This is a genomic window from Aeromonas sp. 95A, assembly GCF_051919235.1.
GTDB classification, from domain to species: Bacteria; Pseudomonadota; Gammaproteobacteria; order Enterobacterales; family Aeromonadaceae; genus Aeromonas; species Aeromonas veronii.
The window spans coordinates 3,580,998-3,600,130 of the sequence record NZ_JBQBFC010000001.1; the positions used below are offsets into that span (position 1 = coordinate 3,580,998).

The following is a 19,133-nucleotide window of genomic DNA, read 5'->3' on the forward strand; positions in this document are numbered from 1 at the left end:
TACCGGAGCCCAGCATAGCGGCTCCGTAAAGCTGACTCCAGCATGCCTCTTATGCTTTGCCTGTATCTGTGATCGAGGTGGCAACCATCTCCTCACCTGATGCAGGGAGAATTTCCTGCTGCGGTGGCTGGGCATCCTCCGCCGTGCTGGCCAGCGCCACCCGCTCCAGCAGTTTGAGGGAGTGGGCCCGACCGACCGCTACCTGCCGTTTGATGTCATCCGGCAGAAAGGGCAGCCCATCGTTGGTGGCGGTGTCGATGGTCTGGATCCACTCCAGCCCTTCCCCCGGCGGCGGCAGGCGGAACTGGATATCGTAGTCGCTGGCGTTGAACAGCACGTACCAGCGCTCGCCGACACAGTTGATCATGCCGATATCCATGGCGAACGCCTGCCCCATGGGGGCGTGCCAATCCTGATCGGTGAGCTGGTGGCCGTCCGGGTGATACCAGTTGACCTGATGGCAGCTGGACGGGGTGCCATTCCAGCTGTCGTCGCTCAGTTGCAGGTTGGAGAAGACACACGACTCCGCCCGCAGCGCCATCATCTGCTGGGTGAAGGCGAACAGCCGTTCATCCTCCGGTCGCCACTGCCAGTTGACCCAGCTGATCTGGTTGTCCTGACAGTAGGCGTTGTTGTTGCCAAGCTGGCTGCGGCCCATCTCGTCCCCGGCGAGGAAGTGGGGAGTGCCTTGGGAGAGCAGCAGGGTGGCAATCAGATTGCGTTTCTGCTGCTGGCGCAGGCTGTTGACCCGCGGATCCAGGGTCGGCCCCTCTACCCCGTGGTTATAGGAGAGGTTGTTGCCGTGGCCATCCCGATTGTCTTCACCGTTGGCCTGATTGTGGCGCTGGTTGTAGGAGACCAGATCCTCCAGGGTGAAACCGTCGTGATAGCAGAGGTAGTTGACGCTGGTGTGGGGCGATCGCCAGTTCTTCGGGAAGATATCCCGCGAGCCTACCAAGCGGGTGGCAAAGTCCCCCATCTTGCCCGCATCACCGCGCCAGAAGGCGCGCACTGTGTCGCGGTAGCGGTCGTTGATCTCTTGCCACTGGCTCGGGAATTGACCCAGCCGGTAGCCGAAGGGGCCTATGTCCCAGGGTTCGGCGATGAGCTTGACCTGTGACAGCACAGGGTCGGCCATCACGGCTTTGAAGAAGGCGCCCATGGGTTCGAACTCCCCCGCTTCCCGCGCCAGCGTCACTGCCAGATCGAAACGGAAGCCATCCACCTGCATCTCGGTGACCCAGTAGCGCAAAGCATCGAGCACCAGTCGCAGGGTGTTGGGGTGATCCAGATTGACGCTGTTGCCACAGCCGGTCACGTTGGCGTGACGGGTGTAGTCCGGGCCGTGTGGGCCCGCTTCGAAGGCGTAGTAACCGGCGTTGTCAAAGCCCTTGAACGAGAGGGTAGGGCCGTCGAAGCCAGAGGCGGCAGTGTGGTTGTAGACCACATCCAGGATCACCTCGAGCCCGGCCCGGTGCAGCTCGCGCACCATGGTCTTGAACTCGGTCACCGCCTCGTCTGCTCGGGTGCTGTAACGCGGCTCCGGGGCGAAGAAGGCGATGGGGTTGTAGCCCCAGTAGTTGGTGAGTCCCAGCTGCTCCAGTCGCGGTTCCGACATGAAGGCGGCCACCGGCATCAGCTGCACCGAGGTGATGCCGAGGCTCTTCATATGCTCGATAACCAGCGGGTGACAGATGCCAAGGTAGGTGCCCTGCAGCGCTTTGGGGATCCCCGGGTGCTGCTTGGTAAAGCCCTTGACGTGGGTCTCGTAGATAATGGTGCGGGCCGGACTGATCCCGGGTTTGCCAACCCCTTGCCAGTCAAAACTGTCATCCACTACCACCGACTTGGCAATCATCCCGGCACTGTCACCCTGATAGAGGGCTTCATCCCAGTAGGTGGGACGACTGAGCGCCTTGGCGTAGGGGTCGATCAGCAGTTTTTGCGGATCGAACAGCATCCCCTCCTGCGGAGTACCATAGACCCGATAGCCGTAGCGCTGACCGGCCTTTACGCCGCGCACGTAGCCAAAGCGATACTGGCCACGGCGGCCGGGCAACTCCAGCCGCATCAGCTCCTGCTCCTGCTCGTCGTACAGGCAGATCTCCACCTTGTCCGACTGGGGGGCCCAGACGCAGAAGTGGCAACCGTTCTCGTCAAGGCGGGCCCCCAGCGGGTGGCCCACCCCTTTTTCCATTACAAGCATCAAGACTCCTGTTTGATAAACAAGGTCGCCAGCGGCGGCAGATCCAGCACTATGCTGTGTGCCATCCCCTGCCAGGGGGTCGGCTCGGCAGCGAACACCAGACCTACATCATAGTTACTACCCCAGTAATACTCGCTGTCGGTGTTGAGCACCACCCGATAGTGGCCCGCAGCTGGGACGCCGATCCGATATTCGAGACGGGGCACCGGGGTGAAGTTGCAAGCCACCACAATAGTCTGCTTGCCCTCTTTGTCTGCCCGCAGCCAGGCAAAGATGCTGTTGTCGGCATCGTTGTGATCCAGCCAGCGGAAGCCGGTCTGCTCATAATCGGCCTGATACAAGGCAGGCTCATGACGGTAGAGGTGGTTGAGATCGTGGATCAGCCGCTGCTGACCGGCATGCTTGGGATATTGCAGCAGATGCCACGGCAGTTGGGCGTCGTGGTTCCACTCGTTGCTCTGAGCGATTTCGGTGCCCATGAAATTGAGCTTCTTGCCCGGGTGGGCGTACATGAAGCCCATGTAGGCGCGCAGGTTGGCGGCCTGCTGCCACTCGTCGCCCGGCATCTTGTAGAGCATGGAGTGTTTGCCGTGCACCACCTCGTCGTGGGAGAGCGACAGGATGAAGTTCTCGTCATAGTGGTAAACCATGGAGAAGGTCATGTCGTTGTGGTGGTAGCGACGGTGGATCGGCTCTTTCTGCATATAGGTAAGGGTGTCGTGCATCCAGCCCATATTCCACTTGAAGCCAAAGCCGAGGCCGCCGAGGAAGGTGGGGCGGGAGACACCGGCAAAGGCGGTGGACTCTTCGGCGATGGTCATGGCGTGGGGGTACTTGCCGTAGACCTCCTCGTTGGTCCACTTGAGCAGGCTGATCGCCTCGTAGTTGTGGTTGCCGCCATCGACGTTCGGTACCCACTCACCGGCGTTGCGGGAGTAGTCCAGATAGAGCATGGAGGCGACCGCATCCACCCGCAGTCCGTCGATGTGGAACTTGTCGAGCCAGAACAGGGCGCTCGCTACCAGGAACTGGCGCACTGTGTCGCGGCCGAAGTCGTAGATGTAGGAGTTCCAGTCCGGGTGCCAGCCACGGCGCGGATCTTCATATTCGTAGAGCGGGGTGCCATCGAAACGGGCCAGGCCGTGGGCATCGGACGGGAAGTGGGCGGGCACCCAGTCCAGAATGATGCCGATCCCGGCCTGGTGGCACTGGTCGACGAAGTATTTGAAATCATCAGCGGTGCCGTAGCGGCTGGTGGGGGAGAACATGCCCACCGGCTGGTAGCCCCAGGAGCCGCTGAAGGGGTGCTCGGAGACCGGCAGCAGCTCGATGTGGGTGTACTCCATCTCCTTGACGTAGGCGACCAGCTCCACTGCCAGTTCGCGCCAGCTCAGGCTGTCGCCATTGGGGTGGCGCTTCCAGGAGCCGACATGCAGCTCATAGATGGAGAGCGGCTGCTCGCGTTTGTCGTTGTGCTGACTGGCAATCCACTCGGCATCCTGCCACTGGTACTGGGCGTGGTCATAGACCACGGAGGCGAACGACGGATACTGCTCGCAGTAAAAGCCGACCGGATCGCTCTTGTGGGGCAGCCGGTTGCCCATGGGGTCCTTGAGCTCGAACTTGTAGCGATCACCGGCCTTGAGGCCCGGCACAAACAGCACCCAGTGACCGCAGAGGCTGCGCTGCATCGGGTGGCGGCGGCCATCCCAGAAGTTGAAATCGCCGATGAGGCTCACGGCGGTGGCGCTCGGCGCATAGACCGCAAAACGCACCCCTTCCACCTGCTGGCCAAGATGTTCCACGGTGCGCAGCTGGGCGCCAAGGGTGTGGTAGAGGTTTTCCGGCTGGGCGGTCAGTTCGGCCAGGCCTGCCCAGGCGGCATCCTGAAATTGATAGGGGTCGATGACCTCGGTGGTGGCATCTTGGTAGCTGGCGATCAGCTGATAGGGGAAGGCGTTTTTGCGGCGGGTGAAAACAGTTTCAAAAAGACCCGATTCATCGGTGGGCGCCAGGGTGGCAACGACTTTGCCCGACTTGAGATCCTTGACGCGGACTTCGAGGGCATCAGGCAACCAGGCGGTCAGTTTGAGGCCGGGCCCATCCGGATTGGCCTGCAGGCCTAAGTGAGAGAAGGGATCGGAACAGCGGGCAGCAACCAAACGTTCAACGAGCATCGAGATTTCCTTTCATGACAGAGCATCCACTCCGGCCGAAGCCGGAGTGGATTTAGGTGAGAGCGCTGTGGGAGACAGCGTCTCAACGACTGGCCTCATCACGGGCTTGGCTCATCTTGCCAGCCAGTGCCTTGAGTGCCTCATTGGCAAAAATATCTTCCAGATCAGCGGAAAGCTTGCGGCGCCAGTTGGGGTATTCGTAACTGGTGCCCGGTACGTTGACCGGCTTGTCCATCTCCAGCCAATCTTCCAGCTGGGTACTGAACAGGGCGCAGCTGCCGCGGGACATGTGGATCTGCAGACCGTGGTTGAGTTCGGTGTTCATGCCGACCCAGTTCACGTCATGACTGATGTTGTCAGAGATGACCTTGTGGGCATGCAGGCTGTCGAGGATCCGCTGTTTGGCCTGGTGACGATCAGCATACAGAGTCTTCAAAACACCTTCATCCGGATACAGACCCAGTTGACGGCCGAGCGCCAGATCGTCGCAGTGCCAGAAGCCCTTGAGGGTCGGCATGTCGTGGGTGGTCAGGGCCGACATCGCCTGCTCTGTGTAGTGCGCCGGGGAGATAAAGCCGCCATCTTCCTTGGAGCGCTCGAAGAAGAACACCTTGTAGGAGTGGACGCCGTTCTCTTTCAGGGTCACGTCGATCCCCTCCGGCACGGTACCCAGATCCTCGCCGATCAGCAGGCACTGATTGCGGTGGGATTCTAGGGCCAGAATGCCCAGCAGATCGTTGACCGGATAGTAGATGTAGGCGCCCTTGGCGGCGGACGCTCCGGGCGGTACCCACCACAGGCGCAGCAAGGCCATCACGTGGTCGATGCGCAGTGCGCCACAGGAGCGCATGTTGGCACGGAACAAGTCCACCATCGGCTGATAGGCCGCTTCGAACAGCTTGTTCGGGTTCATCGGGGGCAGGCCCCAGTTCTGACCGAGCGGGCCGAGAATATCGGGCGGCGCACCGACCGAGGCTTTCGGGCAGTAGAGATCCTGGTTGGCCCAGATCTCGGTGGAGCCTTCGGAGACGCCCACTGCCAGATCCCGGTAGATCCCCATCACCATGCCGGCAGCCTTGGCACGGGCATCGGCTTGCGCCAGCTGCTCGTCGGCCAAGAACTGCAGATAGAGGTAGAAGTTGACATCTTGCGGGTGCTCGGCCATCCAGGCGGCAACGGCAGGGTTGTGGTAATCGCGCAGCTCCTGCGGCCATACCGGCCAGCCCCAAGCATTTTCGCCTTTGGCATAGAAGTGGGCCTGCAGGGCATCAAATGCTGCCTGCTGTTGCAGGCTGTCGCCACCGGCGGCCACGAAGGCATCAAAGGCGGCCTGACGCTCGGCGCCAAGGCTGGCTTCGTCGAACACCTGACGCAGCATGCCGAGTTTGGTCTGGATCACGCCGGTGTAATCGACGTTCTCTTTGGCGCGCAGATCGGCCAGATGTTGCTGGAAGGCAGGACTTGCCACTTCCGCTTTCAGGCGAGCGCTTTGCTGGAATTCGGGCACCGCTTCCACATTGATATAGGCCACGTTGAGCCAGCGACGGGAAGAGGGGCTGTAGGGACTGGCGCTCTCCGGATTGGCCGGATAGAGGGCGTGGATGGGGTTGAGGCCGACGAAGTGGGCACCCCAGGCGGCCGCTTTCTCGACCAGCTGGCCCAGATCGCTGAAATCACCGATACCCCAGTTGTGGCGGCTGCGCAGGCAGTAGAGCTGCACGCTCGGACCCCATACCTTGCGGCCATCGGCAATCGGCGCCTGTTTGTAGCAGGCCTTGGGGGCGACGATGAGGCGCATGGTGGCCAGTGGTTCGTCATTGCCCTCTTCCAGCAACACCAGCTGGTGATAACCCAGCTCCGGGGCCATATCCAGAGTGACACGATAGGCCTGGCACTCCATCTCTTCAAATTCGGCCACGCCGACCAGCTCACCCTCGATGGGGGTGAATTGACCGGACAGCACCGCACCCTGCTCCTGCTGGAGCTGCCAGGTGAGGGCGTCGTTGACGAATTCGATGGGGAGGCGAACCTCAAGGGTAACGGCGTCGCCGGTGCGAACCACCATCACAGGATCCAGCGCCCGCAGCCAGTGCTGGCGATGCTCCTCTTCCAGCTGCTGCACCAGTGCGGCCTCGTCATCGACGCGGTAGCCCATGGCGCCCAGCATGGCGGCCTTGCTCTCTTCCGATACCTGGGCCGGGTGGCCCCAGGCATCGACGTACTCGCTGGCGATACCTTTTGCGGCAGCCAGCTGTTCAATCAGGGTGGTCATAGTTTGAGAATTCCCGCTGTGGATTCTATCTATACTATTTTGTTTGATTTTTATGGGGTGGTACTTGAACAGTGGCTCTTTGGCCATGCTAAACCGCGCACATTTTTACATATCTCTGTGAATGGTTGTGTGACCGAGTAGGCACTATTGTTGATATCTGCGCGATGCCACGATCTGGCACTTTTTTCGTCAAAACGTGGTAATCAGTTACATAAACAGAAAATTAATTTCACAGTTTTTCATGATATAGCGCAATTTCAGACAGAATGTTGGTTGACTCACCGGAGAGTTCTAGTAAATTTACAAGCGGAATTTTCTTTGACTACTGAACAGTTAGGTAACTAAATATGACTATCAAAGTAGGTATTAACGGTTTTGGCCGTATCGGTCGTTTCGTATTCCGTCTGGCTTGCGAGCGTGCAGACATCGAAGTTGTTGGTATCAACGACCTGATCGATGTTGACTACATGGCTTACATGCTGAAGTACGATTCAACTCACGGTCGTTTCAACGGTACCGTTGAAGTTAAAGACGGCAACCTGGTTGTAAACGGCAAAACTGTACGTGTTACCGCTGAGCGTGACCCGGCCAACCTGAAGTGGGGCGAAATCGGTGTTGACGTTGTTGCTGAAGCTACCGGTCTGTTCCTGACCGACGAGACTGCTCGTAAGCACATCGCTGCCGGTGCCAAGAAAGTTGTTCTGACTGGCCCGTCCAAAGACGCTACCCCGATGTTCGTAATGGGTGTTAACGACTCTACCTACGCTGGCCAGGACATCGTTTCCAACGCTTCCTGCACCACCAACTGCCTGGCCCCGATCGCCAAGGTTCTGAACGATACCTTCGGTATCGAGTCTGGCCTGATGACCACCGTTCACGCTACCACTGCTACCCAGAAGACCGTTGATGGTCCGTCTGCCAAAGACTGGCGCGGTGGCCGCGGTGCGGCTCAGAACATCATCCCGTCCTCTACCGGTGCTGCCAAAGCTGTTGGCGTAGTTATCCCGGAACTGAAAGGCCTGCTGACCGGTATGGCTTTCCGTGTTCCGACTCCGGACGTGTCTGTTGTTGACCTGACCGTTAACCTGAAGAAAGCTGCCACCTACGCAGAAATCTGCCAAGCGATGAAAGCTGCTTCCGAAGGCGCTATGAAAGGCGTTCTGGGCTACACCGAAGACGAAGTTGTATCTACCGACTTCCTGGGTGAGCGTCAGACCTCCGTATTCGACGCCAAGGCTGGTATCCAGCTGAACGACAAATTCGTTAAAGTTGTATCCTGGTACGACAACGAAATGGGCTACTCCAGCAAAGTTCTGGACCTGATCGCTCACATCTCCAAGTAATTTGGGATGCGCAATCGCGTAGCTTGAAAAAGGCGGCCATTGGCCGCCTTTTTGTTTTTCGGTTTCCCCTGATGACAGGAGTCCACATGCAATCCATTCGTCCCCTGACAGCCAATTGCAAGCTTGCCAACAATGCGGCCGGTCTGCCGGTTCTCACCATTAATAACGACTATGCCAAGGCCGAGATCAGCCTGTTTGGTGCCCATGTGCTGAACTATCAGCGTCATGGCGAGCCGGCCTCCATCTGGCTGAGTGACAAGGCGGTGCTGGATGGCAGCAAGCCTGTTCGCGGTGGTATTCCGATCTGCTGGCCCTGGTTTGGCCCGGCGCCCGCCCGCGTCGGTAGCGGCAAGCCCTCCCACGGTTTTGCCCGTACCACCCTCTGGATGCTGGACGGGGTCTCAGATCACGCTGACGGCACGCTTGTTCATCTTTCCCTGCGCGACAGCGAGGCAACCCGCGCCCTGTGGGATCACTCCTTCGAGCTGGAACTAGACGTGCTGGTGGGCAAAGAGCTTTCGCTGGTGCTGACCACTCGCAACACAGGTGCTCAGCCATTTACCTATAGCGGTGCGCTGCACACCTATTTGCAGATCAGCGCACCAGAGGCGGTAAGCGTCACCGGCCTGGGCGAGCCCTATGCCGACAAGCTGACCGGACAGGATGCCAAGCAGCAGGGGGCATTGACCCTGAGCGGGCCGCTGGATCGGGTTTACTGGCAGCCAGAGGCGCTGGTGAGCGTGCAGGATGGTGAGCGCGAGAGCCGGGTTGTCAGTGGCAACCACGACAGCGTGGTGGTCTGGACCCCCTGGCTGGAAGGGGCCACCGCCATGGCCGACATGAGCGACGATGGCTATCGCACCATGCTCTGCGTCGAAGCAGCCATCGCTGGCGAGGCGGGTGTGACCGTTGCGCCGGATGAAGAGCACAGCCTCTCCACCGTGATCATCTGAGCAGGATGAGGTTCAGATAAATAAAGAGGGCTCCCGCGGGAGCCCTCTTTGCATCTCGTGACGGTGGCAATCAGGCGTTGCCCTGGGTCTTGAGCTTGAGTTCGGCGGCGAAATTGAGCATGCGATCGAGGGGGATCAAGGCTTTGACCCGCAGATCTTCGTCGACATGGATCTCGTGGCGCTCGGCACCATCGGTGAGAGCCTCCTTGATCGCCACCAGACCGTTCATCGCCATCCAGGGGCAATGGGCGCAGCTGCGGCAGGTAGCGCCATCGCCACCGGTCGGTGCTTCCACCATCTCTTTCTCCGGACAGGCCTGCTGCATCTTGTAGAAGATGCCCCGATCGGTCGCCACGATCAGCTTCTGCTGAGGCAGCTCCTTGGCCGCCTTGATCAGCTGGCTGGTGGAGCCCACCGCATCGGCCAGCTCGATCACCGAGGCGGGGGATTCCGGATGAACCAGCACGGCGGCGTCAGGATTCTGCTCTTTCAGCTCGCGCAGAGCGCGGGCCTTGAACTCGTCGTGGACGATGCAGTGGCCCTGCCAGCGCAGCATCTGCGCCCCGGTCTTCTTCTCGATATAGGCACCCAGATGACGATCCGGGCCCCAGATGATCTTGTGACCCAGACTGTCGAGGTGTTCGACGATCTCGAGCGCTATGCTGGAGGTCACCACCCAGTCAGCCCGTGCTTTGACCGCAGCCGAGGTATTGGCATAGACCACCACGATATGATCCGGGTTGGCATCGCAGAACGCGGAGAACTGCTCGATGGGGCAGCCCAGATCAAGCGAGCATTCGGCCTCCAGCGTCGGCATCAGCACCCGCTTGTGGGGGCTCAGGATCTTGGAGGTTTCCCCCATAAAGCGCACCCCGGCGACGATCAGGGTTTGCGCCTCGTGATCGCGGCCAAAGCGGGCCATCTCCAGCGAGTCACCGACGAAACCGCCGGTGGCTTCGGCCAGCGCCTGGATCTCGGGATCCGTGTAGTAGTGGGCAACCAGTACCGCTTTGCGCTCCTTGAGCAGCGCCTTGATTTCTGTGGTCAAGGTCGTTCTCTGCTCGGCACTCAGGGGAAGAGGTTTGGCCGGAAAGGGGTAGTCCATCGCGACTACCGGCGGGACACTGCTCAGTGCATTGCTCATTGCGACTGTTCCATCAACGCTCGGGAAGGCAAAAATTATAACCAGAAGCCTGCCACAAACCCATCAACAAATCGGGTGAAGCGCAAGTGGGCGAATATACTCAAGTAATTCGTTGTTATTCTGCCATAAGGAGTTGCCGCATGAAGCAACGTTCCCTCAAGTTCAAGCTGTTGTGCCTTACCATGGGGCTGTTTCTGCTGACCGGGCTGGCCATGACCCTGTTGCAATCGGCCTCGTTCAGTTCCCTTCGCAACATGGTGATGACCCAGACCAGCGATGCACTGGAAGAGGAGGTCTCCCGCAGCCTGCAGTATCAGGCAGAGCGCTATGCCATCCAGATTGCCTCGCTGATGCAGAACTCCTATCAGATCCCCCTGACCGTGACCGCCCAGATTGAAGCCGGGATGGCCAAACCGGAACTGCGTTTGTCGCGGCCCCAAGTGGAGTACTTGCTCGGCAGCAGCTTGCAGCAGGCGAGCGGGATCAGCTCCATTTATGCCCAGTTTGAACCGGATGGCTATGATGGCGAAGATGGCAACTGGCTGGGCGGGGCCAGCCACTCGGTGGAAGGCAAGGGGAGTCTGGAGGTCTATTTCACCAAGGATCAGGGAGGGGCAGTCGCTCAGCAAGCGGTGGACGCCGCCGCCAGTGAGGCCAAGTTTGATACCTCCCTCAACGAGTTCGGTATTCGCAACAGCGAGTGGTATCTCTGTGGCCACGATACCCGTCAGCCCTGCCTGATGGAGCCCTACCTCTACGAAATCAGCCCGGGCAACAAGATGCTGATGACCAGTCTGACGGTGCCCGTGCTGCGTGACGGCAAGTTTGTCGGGCTGGCCGGGGTGGATATGAACCTGCCCATCTTCCAGCAACTGGCTGAAAACCTTGGCAAGAGCCTCTATGACAACAAGGCGGATGTGACTCTGGTCAGCAAGATGGGGTTGATTGTGGGCAGCAACCGCTATGCCGACAAGCTGGGCCGTCCACTCAAGGAGGTGGGCCTGACCCTGCCTGACGGTCGGCCGGTCAGCAGCGACAGTGACTTCATTCTTCATCAGCCCATCCGGGTTGAGGCAGCCAATACCCAGTGGTGGTTGATGATCAAGGTGCCCAAGGCGCTGGCGCTGAGCAAGGCGCACGCCATCAGCAATGAACTGGGCACCCTGCTGGTGGATGCCCAGCGGCAGCAGATCATCGCCATGGGCGGGATTACCCTGTTGGTGCTGGGGCTGCTGGTCTGGTTTATCCAGACCATTACTGCGCCACTTTCTCTTATCAGCCGCCATGTGGGCCATCTCTCCAGCAACGAGGGGGACCTGACCCAGCAGATGGAGATCGACACCCATCAGGAGCTGATCGATCTGGGGTCCCAGCTCAATGCCTTCCTCGGCAAGCTGCGGGGCATGGTGCAAATGAGCAAGGGGATCGGTCAGCAGGTCTACCAGCAGGCGCGGGAGATGAAACATACCGCCGACACCATGCGCAACAGTCTGGATGAGCAGAATCTGGAGCTGGAGAGCGTGGTGAGCGCCATGCATCAGATGAGCACCACGGCAGTCAGCGTGGCAGGTTATGCCGAGCAGGCGGCGCAGGAGTCGGAAGCGGCGACCCACCACATCAATACCGCCCAGCAGACCCTCAGCAATGCTCGCAACGAGATCCATACTCTGGTCGGCGATATGCATGAGGCGGATAAAGCGGTGGCGCTGGTGGCCCAGCGCAGCACCAATATCAGCAGGATCCTCGATGTGATCCGCGCCATTGCCGAGCAGACCAATCTGCTGGCCCTCAACGCCGCCATCGAAGCGGCACGAGCGGGTGATATGGGCCGCGGCTTTGCAGTGGTGGCAGACGAGGTGCGGGCGCTGGCCAACAAGACTCGTGAATCGACCGACGAGATCGGCCAGCTGATTGGCAGCCTGCAGACCGAGGTGAGCAGCAGCCAACGTCTGATGAATACCGGCATCGAGCGCTCCACCACCACGGTGCAGGGCACCGAGCAGGCGTTCGAGGCACTCAATCGGGTGGTGACCCAGATCCAGCAGATCCACGACCACATCAGTCAGGTGGCCACCGCCGCCGAGCAGCAGAGCGCCGTCAGTGACGATATCAACAAGAATTTGATGCGGATTGGTGATACCGCCAACGTGATCGGGCAGGAGGCCAGCTCCAGCCATCAGCTGAGCGAAGCGCTGGAGCAAGCGGCCACTGCGCTCGCCAGTCAGCTCGATCGGCTGCGTACCTGAGTGGCAGCCAGAGAGACAAAAGCCCGCGAGCGATCGCGGGCTTTTTTATGACTCGACGGCAGAGTTGCGTCAGTTGCGGGGTTCAACCAGCAGGATGTGGGAGTCGGCCCCGACCACCCTGACCTTGCTGCCCGCAGGCAGCGACTCGTCGCAGCGCACCGTCCAGACCGTGTCGTCCAGATGCACCCGACTGGTGCCCTGAGTCACATCATCCAGCAGGGTCAGCTCGCGGCCCATATAGCTCTGCATCCGCTCGTTGATGGTGCTGGCGGCATCCTGACCCGAGTTATCGCGCTGGTGCTGCCAGCGCCACCAGGCCCAGGTGGTGAGCAGGGATTGCACCGCAAACAGCAGCAACTGCGCCTGCCAGCCAAAGGGCCAGATCAGCAGCAGCAGGCCCACTTCCAGCGCGGCGATGCCGGTCCAGAGCAAAAAGCCCACCGAGCCGAGCACCTCGATGGCCAGCAGAATGAAGCCGAGCCCCAGCCAGTGCCAATGGGTCAGCCCCTCTAACAGGGCTGTCATGACTTGCTGCCCTTGCCATCTTTGTTGAACAGCTCGGCCATGCCAGCCACCGAGCCAATCAGGCTGCCCGCTTCCAGCGGCATCATGATGATCTTGCTGTTGGGGCCTTCACCGATGCGGGCCAGTGCCTCGGTATATTTCTGGGCCACGAAGTAGTTGATGGCCTGCAGGTCTCCTTCCGCAATTGCCTGGGAGACCATATGAGTCGCCTTGGCTTCCGCCTCGGCTGCCCGCTCCCGTGCTTCGGCGGCGAGGAAGGCGGCCTGACGCTCACCTTCGGCTTTGAGGATCTGGGACTGCTTCTCACCTTCCGCTTTCAGGATTTTGGACTGGCGCACCCCTTCGGCCTCCAGCACCTCGGCCCGTTTCTGACGCTCGGCCTTCATCTGGGCGTTCATCGCCTCGACCAGTGCCAGCGGCGGGCGCACATCTTTAATCTCGATGCGGGTCACTTTGATACCCCAGGGGGCGGTAGCGGCATCCATGGTGCGCAACAGCTTCTCGTTGATGGTGTCGCGCTGGGAGAGCATCTCGTCCAGCTCCATGGCACCGAGCACGGTGCGCATATTGGTCATGGTGAGATTGCGGATGGCGCTGGTGAGATCGTTGACCTCATAACCCGCTTTGCGGGCATCCACTACCTGCACAAAGCTGATGGCGTCGATGGTGACGTTGGCGTTGTCGCGGGAGATCACCTCTTGCGCCGGGATGTCCAGCACCTGCTCCATCATGATGATCTTGTGACCGACCCGATCCACATAGGGGATCAGCAGATTGAGACCGGGTGAGAGGGTGCGGGTGTAGCGACCAAAGCGTTCTACCGTCCAGTTGTAGCCCTGGGGCACTATCTTGACTCCGGCCGCCAAGGTGGCGATCACCAGGAATACGAAAAATCCCAAGACAATCAGTGATTCATTCATCGTGCTTCTCCATGTTCGGTGTATCGATAGACTACACTCGGTGTCCTCAGATCACCATGAGTCCTTGTCTTGATCCTCTGTGGCCCCAAAACAGGGCGTGTGCACCAGAACGGGGGCTAGCGAATGCATTGCGGTGAGCTGCTGCTGGCGCTGTAACGGTGGGAAAGTTGGCGCAATCCTTGCTATAAATCACTTTACCGCAGGGTATACCGGTTGCCACTGTGCAGCCGCAAGGGTATAGATACAAACAAATTGGCAGTGGCATGACGCAGGCGTCAGCTCCGCAAGGGGCTGGCGCCTTTTTTACTGGCGGCGCTGGGGGATAAACAGCATGAAGAGTGTGTGCGCATATTGTGGGGTAGGATGCGGGGTTAGTCTGGAGCAGAGTGACACGGGGTGGCAGTTAAGTGGTGACGCTACCCACCCCGCCAACAAGGGGGCACTCTGCATCAAGGGGAGCAGCCTTATCGACAGCCTCGATTTTCCCGAACGTTTGCTCTACCCCCGTTGGCATGGCGAGCAGTTGGATTGGGATCGTGCGCTCGATCGGTTGGCGGGCGAACTGGATCGCATCATCTCGGAGTCCGGCCCGCAGAGTGTGGCGATCTATTTATCTGGTCAGCTCACCACCGAAGATTATTACGTGGCCAACAAATTGATGAAAGGGTTTATCGGCTCACCCCATGTCGATACCAATTCACGGCTCTGTATGTCATCGGCGGTGGTGGCCCATCAGCGTGCGTTTGGCGAAGATCTGGTGCCGGCGTGCTATGAAGATCTCGAGCTCGCCGATCTGGTGGTGCTGACCGGTGCGAATACGGCTTGGACCCATCCAGTGCTGTTTCGGCGTTTGCAGCAGGCCCGGGTACAGCGCCCCGGCATGAAGTTGGTGGTGCTCGATCCGCGGGAGACCATGACGGCCAGCCAAGGGGATCTGCACCTGCCGCTGCGCCCGGGCAGTGATGTAGCCCTGTGGAACGGCCTTTGCCGTTACCTGCTTGATAGCGGTGGTTGGGATCAGGAGTATGTTGCCCGGCATGTGGCTGGTTTTGCTGAACTGGCCAGTGAACTGGATCACGCCTGCTGGCGCCCAGAGGCGGTGGCAGCCAGTTGCGATCTGCCACTCTCGGATCTGCTGGGCTTCTACAGGCTGTTTGCGGCCAATGCGCGCACCGTTACCCTGTTTTGTCAGGGGATCAATCAATCGGAACAGGGCGTCGATCAGGCTGGCTGTATCATCAATGCCCATTTGTTGACCGGGCGCATCGGTAAACCGGGAGCGGCTCCTTTTTCCATGACGGGTCAGCCCAACGCGATGGGGGGGCGCGAAGTGGGGGGGCTGGCTACTCAGCTGGCGGCCCACATGGGATTTGATGAGGCAAGCCGCGATCGTCTGGCTCGGTTCTGGGGGGCGCCGCAGCTTGTCAGTGGTCCGGGTCATAAGGCGGTGGCGTTGTTTGAGGCACTTCATCGTGGTGAGATCCGGGCGCTCTGGGTGATTGGCACCAATCCAGCGGTTTCGTTGCCTGATTCGCTACGGGTATGTGACGCGCTGCGGCGTTGTGAGCTATTGGTGGTATCCGATGTGACGGCGGCAACCGACACCGCCCGTCTGGCCCATCTGTTATTGCCGGCAGCCGCCTGGGGGGAGAAGGGGGGACAGTGACCAATTCGGATCGCACCATCAGCCGGCAGCGCGCATTTTTGGCTGCCCCCGGAGAGGCTCGTCCCGACTGGTGGACATTAACACAGGTGGCGCGTCGGTTGGGCTTTGCCGACGCGTTTCCCTATGAGCATGAGCAGCAAATTTTCTGTGAACATGCCGCCTTGTCGGGCTTTGAGAACGACGGATCGCGCCAGTTCGATATCTCCGGCTTGGCCACGCTGGATCGCACTCAGTTTGAGGCATTATCACCCATCCGCTGGCCCGTTAATGGCGCCAATCCGACCGGCTGTGATCGACTGTTTTCCGATGGGCGTTTTGCCACTCCGGATGGTCGTGCCCGGCTGGTAGTGGCTGCGCCGCAGAGCGAGAGCCCGGCATCTCCGACGGGTGAGGGCGTGGCCTTGTTGCTCAACTCTGGGCGGTTGCGGGATCAGTGGCACACCATGACGCGTACGGGTCATGTGGCACGATTGCAGGAGGCTGAACCCTGGCCATCTCTGCGATTGGGGCCGGCCAGCCTGCTGGCGCTGGGAGCCGAGCCAGGCTCCTTGCTGCGGATCCGCAGCCAGCAGGGGGAGAGCCTTGCACTGGCCTCCCGTGATGAGGGGCTGCGAGAAGGGGAGGCCTTTTTACCGATGCACTGGAGCGAGGTCTACAGCCAGGGGGCGGGTGTCAACCGGCTGGTGTCAGCCCGGCTCGATCCGCTGTCGGGGCAGCCTGCTTTCAAGCAGACGCAGGTCAGGGTAGTGCGCCAGCCATTGTGCTGGCAGGGGTTGTGGTTGGCGGAGCACCGCTTTGCGCACCCCGTCTCCTGGTGGGCCCTGCGCACCCTGAGGGGAAGCAGTGGCAAGCGTGTTTGTCAGTGGTTGGCTGATTGGCACGAGACAGCCGAGCAGGTGTGGTGTCGCCTCTGTGCCGGGGGGAACTGGCTGCGAGTGCCACAACCGCAGGGGTGGCTGGCGATCGAGTTGCTACAAGGGCGCATAGTCAGCTTGCTGTTGGTCACGCCGACCCCCCAATCGGTCAGGATCGATGGGCTGGCCAGTCTGCTTGGTGCGCCACTGCAAGCCGATGCGCTTGTCTCTACCCTGGATCAGGCACTGGCGGGCACCAGTCGACAGGTCTGTTCCTGTCTGCGCGTGAGCGAGCATCAGATTCTGGAGGCGATCACCCGGCAGGGGGTGAATGAGGTGGCAGGCTTGCAGGCACTGCTGGGATGCGGCAGCAATTGCGGGACTTGTCTGCCGGAAGTTGCACGTTTGCTGGCCACTCGGCAGACATAATACCTGAACTACCCCTGATACCTCTTGATGGATAAAAAGGAGGTATATTCAACAAGTTGGCTTTCAGATTGCCTGAGTTGGCACAACTCAGTCTCATGGAAGAGATCATCATGTTCCTCACCTCTCCCGGCGGTGTGAGCCGCTCCCTACTGTTGATCCATGCCGATGATCCGCAGCAGGCCAATCGGTTGGCTGTCCTTGGCAGCCATTATGGTCATCGAACCCGGATCCTCGATCGCCGCGCTTTGGTGGCGGAAGGCGAGGCCGCCGATGGGCTTCTGATCAGTTGCCGCCGCTTGAGTGCCGAGATCCGTATCGGACTTATCGAGCGGCCCGCCTTGGCCAAAGTGCTGTTTTGTAGTCGTCTGAGCGTGGCGGAGCAGGAGGTACTGTTGGCAAAGGGGGTGTGGTTGGTGCCCCATGATTGCGGTGAGCAGGAGCGAATCGAATCCTGGCTGACACTGGCTCGCCAGCTGCAAATGGTATTGGGGGACGGGGTGCGGCGGGAGCAAAATCTGCAGCAACAACTGGAGGAGCGCCGCTGGGTGGAGCAAGCGAAAGGGCAGTTGATGCAGCGCCAGGCGCTGAGTGAAGAGGCGGCCTATCAGTTGTTGCGCAAAACCGCAATGGATCAGGGCAAGCGTATCGGCGTTCTGGCTCGTCAGCTGTTGCAGCTACTGGCGGACTAACTTGCTCGAGCTGTCTGGCCAAACTGGTGCAGCAGCGACCCGAATTGGCGCAACGGATGGCTCGGGTGGTGAGGGGGGAAGCCTGAAAGGCAGGTGTGGCACCTCTGTGCTCGGGATCACATAAACTGGCATGCAATGTGAATAGCAGTGAATAGCAATAAAGACATGAAGTGATAACGCATTAGCCGCAGTCGCCATCCATGGCGTTGTGATTGCGGCACACATTGACCTGACGATGTCAGGTAACAGGCACTGTCGCCTCACCGATCACCCGATCGGTGAGGCGTTTTTTTTGTGGCTCAGCCAATGGCAATGGCGCCGTTTGCTGGATCCGCTTCACACAGGGAGAGACGTGATGAGCATGATCAAATGGGGGGCGCTCTGTGGCGCCGTCTTGTTGGGGGCCGCCGCACAGGCACAAGTGGGTGAGCCGGAAAAAGAGACACTGCGGCTCGGGTTTATCAAGCTGACTGACATGGCGCCGCTGGCAGTCGCCTACGAGCGGGGCTATTTCGAGGACGAAGGGCTCTATGTGACCCTGGAGGCCCAAGCCAACTGGAAAGTCTTGCTGGATCGGGTGATCGGTGGCGAGTTGGATGGCGCGCACATGCTGGCAGGTCAACCACTGGCCGCCCATATCGGTATTGGCACCAAGGCCGAGCTGGTGACCGCTCTGTCACTGGATCGCAACGGTAACGCCATCACAGTGGCCAATTCGGTCTGGGAACAGATGCAACCGGCCCTGGTCAACCATACGGGACCGATCAGCGCTGCTGCATTGCAGCCCGCCGTGGAGCAGTCGCGCCGTGATGGCAAGCCGTTCAACATGGGCATGGTATTTCCGGTCTCTCCCCACAACTATGAGCTGCGCTACTGGTTGGCTGCCGGTGGGCTGCACCCGGGGTTTTACGCCCCGGAGCGAGGTGATAACTCGGGTCAGCTCAAGGCCGATGTGTTGCTCTCGGTGACCCCTCCTCCCCAGATGCCAGCCACGTTGGAGGCAGGCACTATCAAGGGGTACTGCGTGGGCGAACCGTGGAATCAGCAGGCACTGGCCAAGGGGATTGGCAGACCGGTGATTACCGATAGCGAGATTTGGCACGCCAATCCCGAGAAGGTATTGGGGGTCACCCGGACCTTCGCCGAACAGTATCCCAATACCCATGTGCGAATGGTCAAGGCCCTGCTGCGGGCGGCCTACTGGCTGGATGAGCAACATAACCGCAATCGGCCTGAAGCGGCCCGTCTGCTGGCGCGTCCCGACTATGTAGGCGCGGATGAGCAGGTGATCGCCAGTTCAATGATCGGCACCTTCCGCTACAGCAAGGAGGATGTGCGTCAGGCCCCCGACTTTACCCTCTTTTTCCGGCAACACGCCAGCTACCCCTTCTACTCGGATGCGGTCTGGTTTTTGACCCAGATGCGTCGCTGGGGTCAGATCCCCACCGCCAAGCCAGATAGCTGGTACGACGCGGTCGCTCGGGCTGTTTATCGACCCGATGTCTACCGCCAGGCTGCCGAAGCACTGATTGCCGAGGGCAAGTTCAAGGCTGCCGACTTTGTCGATTTTGCTCATGAGAGTGGCTATCGGGCACCGGATGCCGGTTTTATCGACGGCATCACCTTTGACGGGCGCCAACCCAACGCCTATCTCGCGCAGTTCCCCATCGGCCTCAAGGGCGATGAGCGGGCAGAGTAACCAAGGAGCA

At 60.1% G+C, this 19,133-nt stretch carries 13 protein-coding genes; 7 read left to right on the plus strand and 6 right to left on the minus strand.

Annotated features, from left to right (window positions below):
• Nucleotides 1-49: 49 nt before the first annotated feature.
• From glgX to malQ, 3 genes are all read right to left on the minus strand, one after another.
• Entirely contained in the window at nucleotides 50-2,206 is a 2,157-nt protein-coding gene (glgX, locus tag ACTG2U_RS16415; RefSeq protein WP_219296176.1) for a glycogen debranching protein GlgX, read from the minus strand.
• On the minus strand, nucleotides 2,206-4,383 hold the full coding sequence (gene glgB / locus ACTG2U_RS16420) for a 1,4-alpha-glucan branching protein GlgB (protein WP_439974775.1): 2,178 nt from the start codon (nucleotides 4,381-4,383) through the stop codon (nucleotides 2,206-2,208). The genes glgX and glgB overlap by 1 nt, the downstream gene beginning before the upstream one ends.
• An 82-nt stretch (nucleotides 4,384-4,465) precedes the next feature.
• The gene (malQ, locus tag ACTG2U_RS16425; RefSeq protein WP_162628410.1) at nucleotides 4,466-6,655 is read right to left on the minus strand and encodes a 4-alpha-glucanotransferase; all 2,190 of its coding nucleotides are present in this window, start codon (nucleotides 6,653-6,655) and stop codon (nucleotides 4,466-4,468) included.
• Nucleotides 6,656-7,002: 347 nt separating this feature from the next.
• Between malQ and gap the strand changes: the two genes are divergently transcribed.
• Nucleotides 7,003-7,998: a type I glyceraldehyde-3-phosphate dehydrogenase gene (gene gap, locus ACTG2U_RS16430; RefSeq protein WP_338711088.1), complete on the plus strand. Its 996-nt coding sequence runs from the start codon at nucleotides 7,003-7,005 to the stop codon at nucleotides 7,996-7,998.
• 86 nt (nucleotides 7,999-8,084) lie between these two features.
• Nucleotides 8,085-8,951 (plus strand): D-hexose-6-phosphate mutarotase, encoded by an 867-nt coding sequence (locus tag ACTG2U_RS16435; protein WP_439974776.1) that lies wholly within the window; start codon nucleotides 8,085-8,087, stop codon nucleotides 8,949-8,951.
• 70 nt (nucleotides 8,952-9,021) lie between these two features.
• On the opposite strand, the gene nadA is transcribed toward ACTG2U_RS16435, so the two are convergent.
• Nucleotides 9,022-10,095, minus strand: a complete 1,074-nt coding sequence (nadA, locus tag ACTG2U_RS16440; protein WP_058056600.1) for a quinolinate synthase NadA — start codon at nucleotides 10,093-10,095, stop codon at nucleotides 9,022-9,024.
• A gap of 140 nt (nucleotides 10,096-10,235) precedes the next feature.
• Between nadA and ACTG2U_RS16445 the strand changes: the two genes are divergently transcribed.
• Entirely contained in the window at nucleotides 10,236-12,341 is a 2,106-nt protein-coding gene (locus tag ACTG2U_RS16445) for a methyl-accepting chemotaxis protein (protein ID WP_439974777.1), read from the plus strand.
• A 69-nt stretch (nucleotides 12,342-12,410) separates the two neighbouring features.
• Here the strand turns inward: ACTG2U_RS16445 and ACTG2U_RS16450 are convergent, their stop codons facing one another.
• Together ACTG2U_RS16450 and ACTG2U_RS16455 are read right to left on the minus strand one after the other, a co-directional pair.
• Nucleotides 12,411-12,866, minus strand: coding sequence for an NfeD family protein (locus ACTG2U_RS16450; protein ID WP_005335704.1), 456 nt, complete (start codon nucleotides 12,864-12,866; stop codon nucleotides 12,411-12,413).
• Nucleotides 12,863-13,786 carry an SPFH domain-containing protein gene (locus tag ACTG2U_RS16455; protein ID WP_047439600.1) on the minus strand — a complete coding sequence of 308 codons (924 nt, stop codon included), beginning with the start codon at nucleotides 13,784-13,786 and terminating at the stop codon, nucleotides 12,863-12,865. Before ACTG2U_RS16455 ends, ACTG2U_RS16450 begins: the two co-directional genes overlap by 4 nt.
• 331 nt (nucleotides 13,787-14,117) lie before the next feature.
• Between ACTG2U_RS16455 and ACTG2U_RS16460 the strand changes: the two genes are divergently transcribed.
• The 4 genes from ACTG2U_RS16460 (at nucleotide 14,118) to ACTG2U_RS16475 (ending at nucleotide 19,123) form a co-directional block, all read left to right on the plus strand.
• Complete coding sequence (locus ACTG2U_RS16460; RefSeq protein ID WP_439964508.1) at nucleotides 14,118-15,452, plus strand: molybdopterin-dependent oxidoreductase; 1,335 nt, start codon at nucleotides 14,118-14,120, stop codon at nucleotides 15,450-15,452.
• Entirely contained in the window at nucleotides 15,449-16,735 is a 1,287-nt protein-coding gene (locus ACTG2U_RS16465) for a nitrate reductase (RefSeq protein WP_439964507.1), read from the plus strand. Before ACTG2U_RS16460 ends, ACTG2U_RS16465 begins: the two co-directional genes overlap by 4 nt.
• Nucleotides 16,736-16,845: 110 nt before the next feature.
• A complete protein-coding gene (locus tag ACTG2U_RS16470; RefSeq protein ID WP_323876334.1) occupies nucleotides 16,846-17,424 on the plus strand; it encodes an ANTAR domain-containing response regulator in 579 nt (192 codons plus the stop codon).
• A 355-nt stretch (nucleotides 17,425-17,779) separates the two neighbouring features.
• Nucleotides 17,780-19,123, plus strand: coding sequence for a CmpA/NrtA family ABC transporter substrate-binding protein (locus ACTG2U_RS16475; RefSeq protein WP_047439598.1), 1,344 nt, complete (start codon nucleotides 17,780-17,782; stop codon nucleotides 19,121-19,123).
• The last annotated feature ends 10 nt before the right edge of the window (nucleotides 19,124-19,133 follow it).

Bases quoted from the DNA above. Each gene is read 5' to 3' on its own strand.
- glgX (WP_219296176.1), bottom strand. From the start codon at position 2,206: ATGCTTGTAATGGAAAAAGGGGTGGGCCACCCGCTGGGGGCCCGCCTT.
- glgB (WP_439974775.1), bottom strand. From the start codon at position 4,383: ATGCTCGTTGAACGTTTGGTTGCTGCCCGCTGTTCCGATCCCTTCTCT.
- malQ (WP_162628410.1), bottom strand. From the start codon at position 6,655: ATGACCACCCTGATTGAACAGCTGGCTGCCGCAAAAGGTATCGCCAGC.
- gap (WP_338711088.1), top strand. From the start codon at position 7,003: ATGACTATCAAAGTAGGTATTAACGGTTTTGGCCGTATCGGTCGTTTC.
- ACTG2U_RS16435 (WP_439974776.1), top strand. From the start codon at position 8,085: ATGCAATCCATTCGTCCCCTGACAGCCAATTGCAAGCTTGCCAACAAT.
- nadA (WP_058056600.1), bottom strand. From the start codon at position 10,095: ATGAGCAATGCACTGAGCAGTGTCCCGCCGGTAGTCGCGATGGACTAC.
- ACTG2U_RS16445 (WP_439974777.1), top strand. From the start codon at position 10,236: ATGAAGCAACGTTCCCTCAAGTTCAAGCTGTTGTGCCTTACCATGGGG.
- ACTG2U_RS16450 (WP_005335704.1), bottom strand. From the start codon at position 12,866: ATGACAGCCCTGTTAGAGGGGCTGACCCATTGGCACTGGCTGGGGCTC.
- ACTG2U_RS16455 (WP_047439600.1), bottom strand. From the start codon at position 13,786: ATGAATGAATCACTGATTGTCTTGGGATTTTTCGTATTCCTGGTGATC.
- ACTG2U_RS16460 (WP_439964508.1), top strand. From the start codon at position 14,118: ATGAAGAGTGTGTGCGCATATTGTGGGGTAGGATGCGGGGTTAGTCTG.
- ACTG2U_RS16470 (WP_323876334.1), top strand. From the start codon at position 16,846: ATGTTCCTCACCTCTCCCGGCGGTGTGAGCCGCTCCCTACTGTTGATC.
- ACTG2U_RS16475 (WP_047439598.1), top strand. From the start codon at position 17,780: ATGAGCATGATCAAATGGGGGGCGCTCTGTGGCGCCGTCTTGTTGGGG.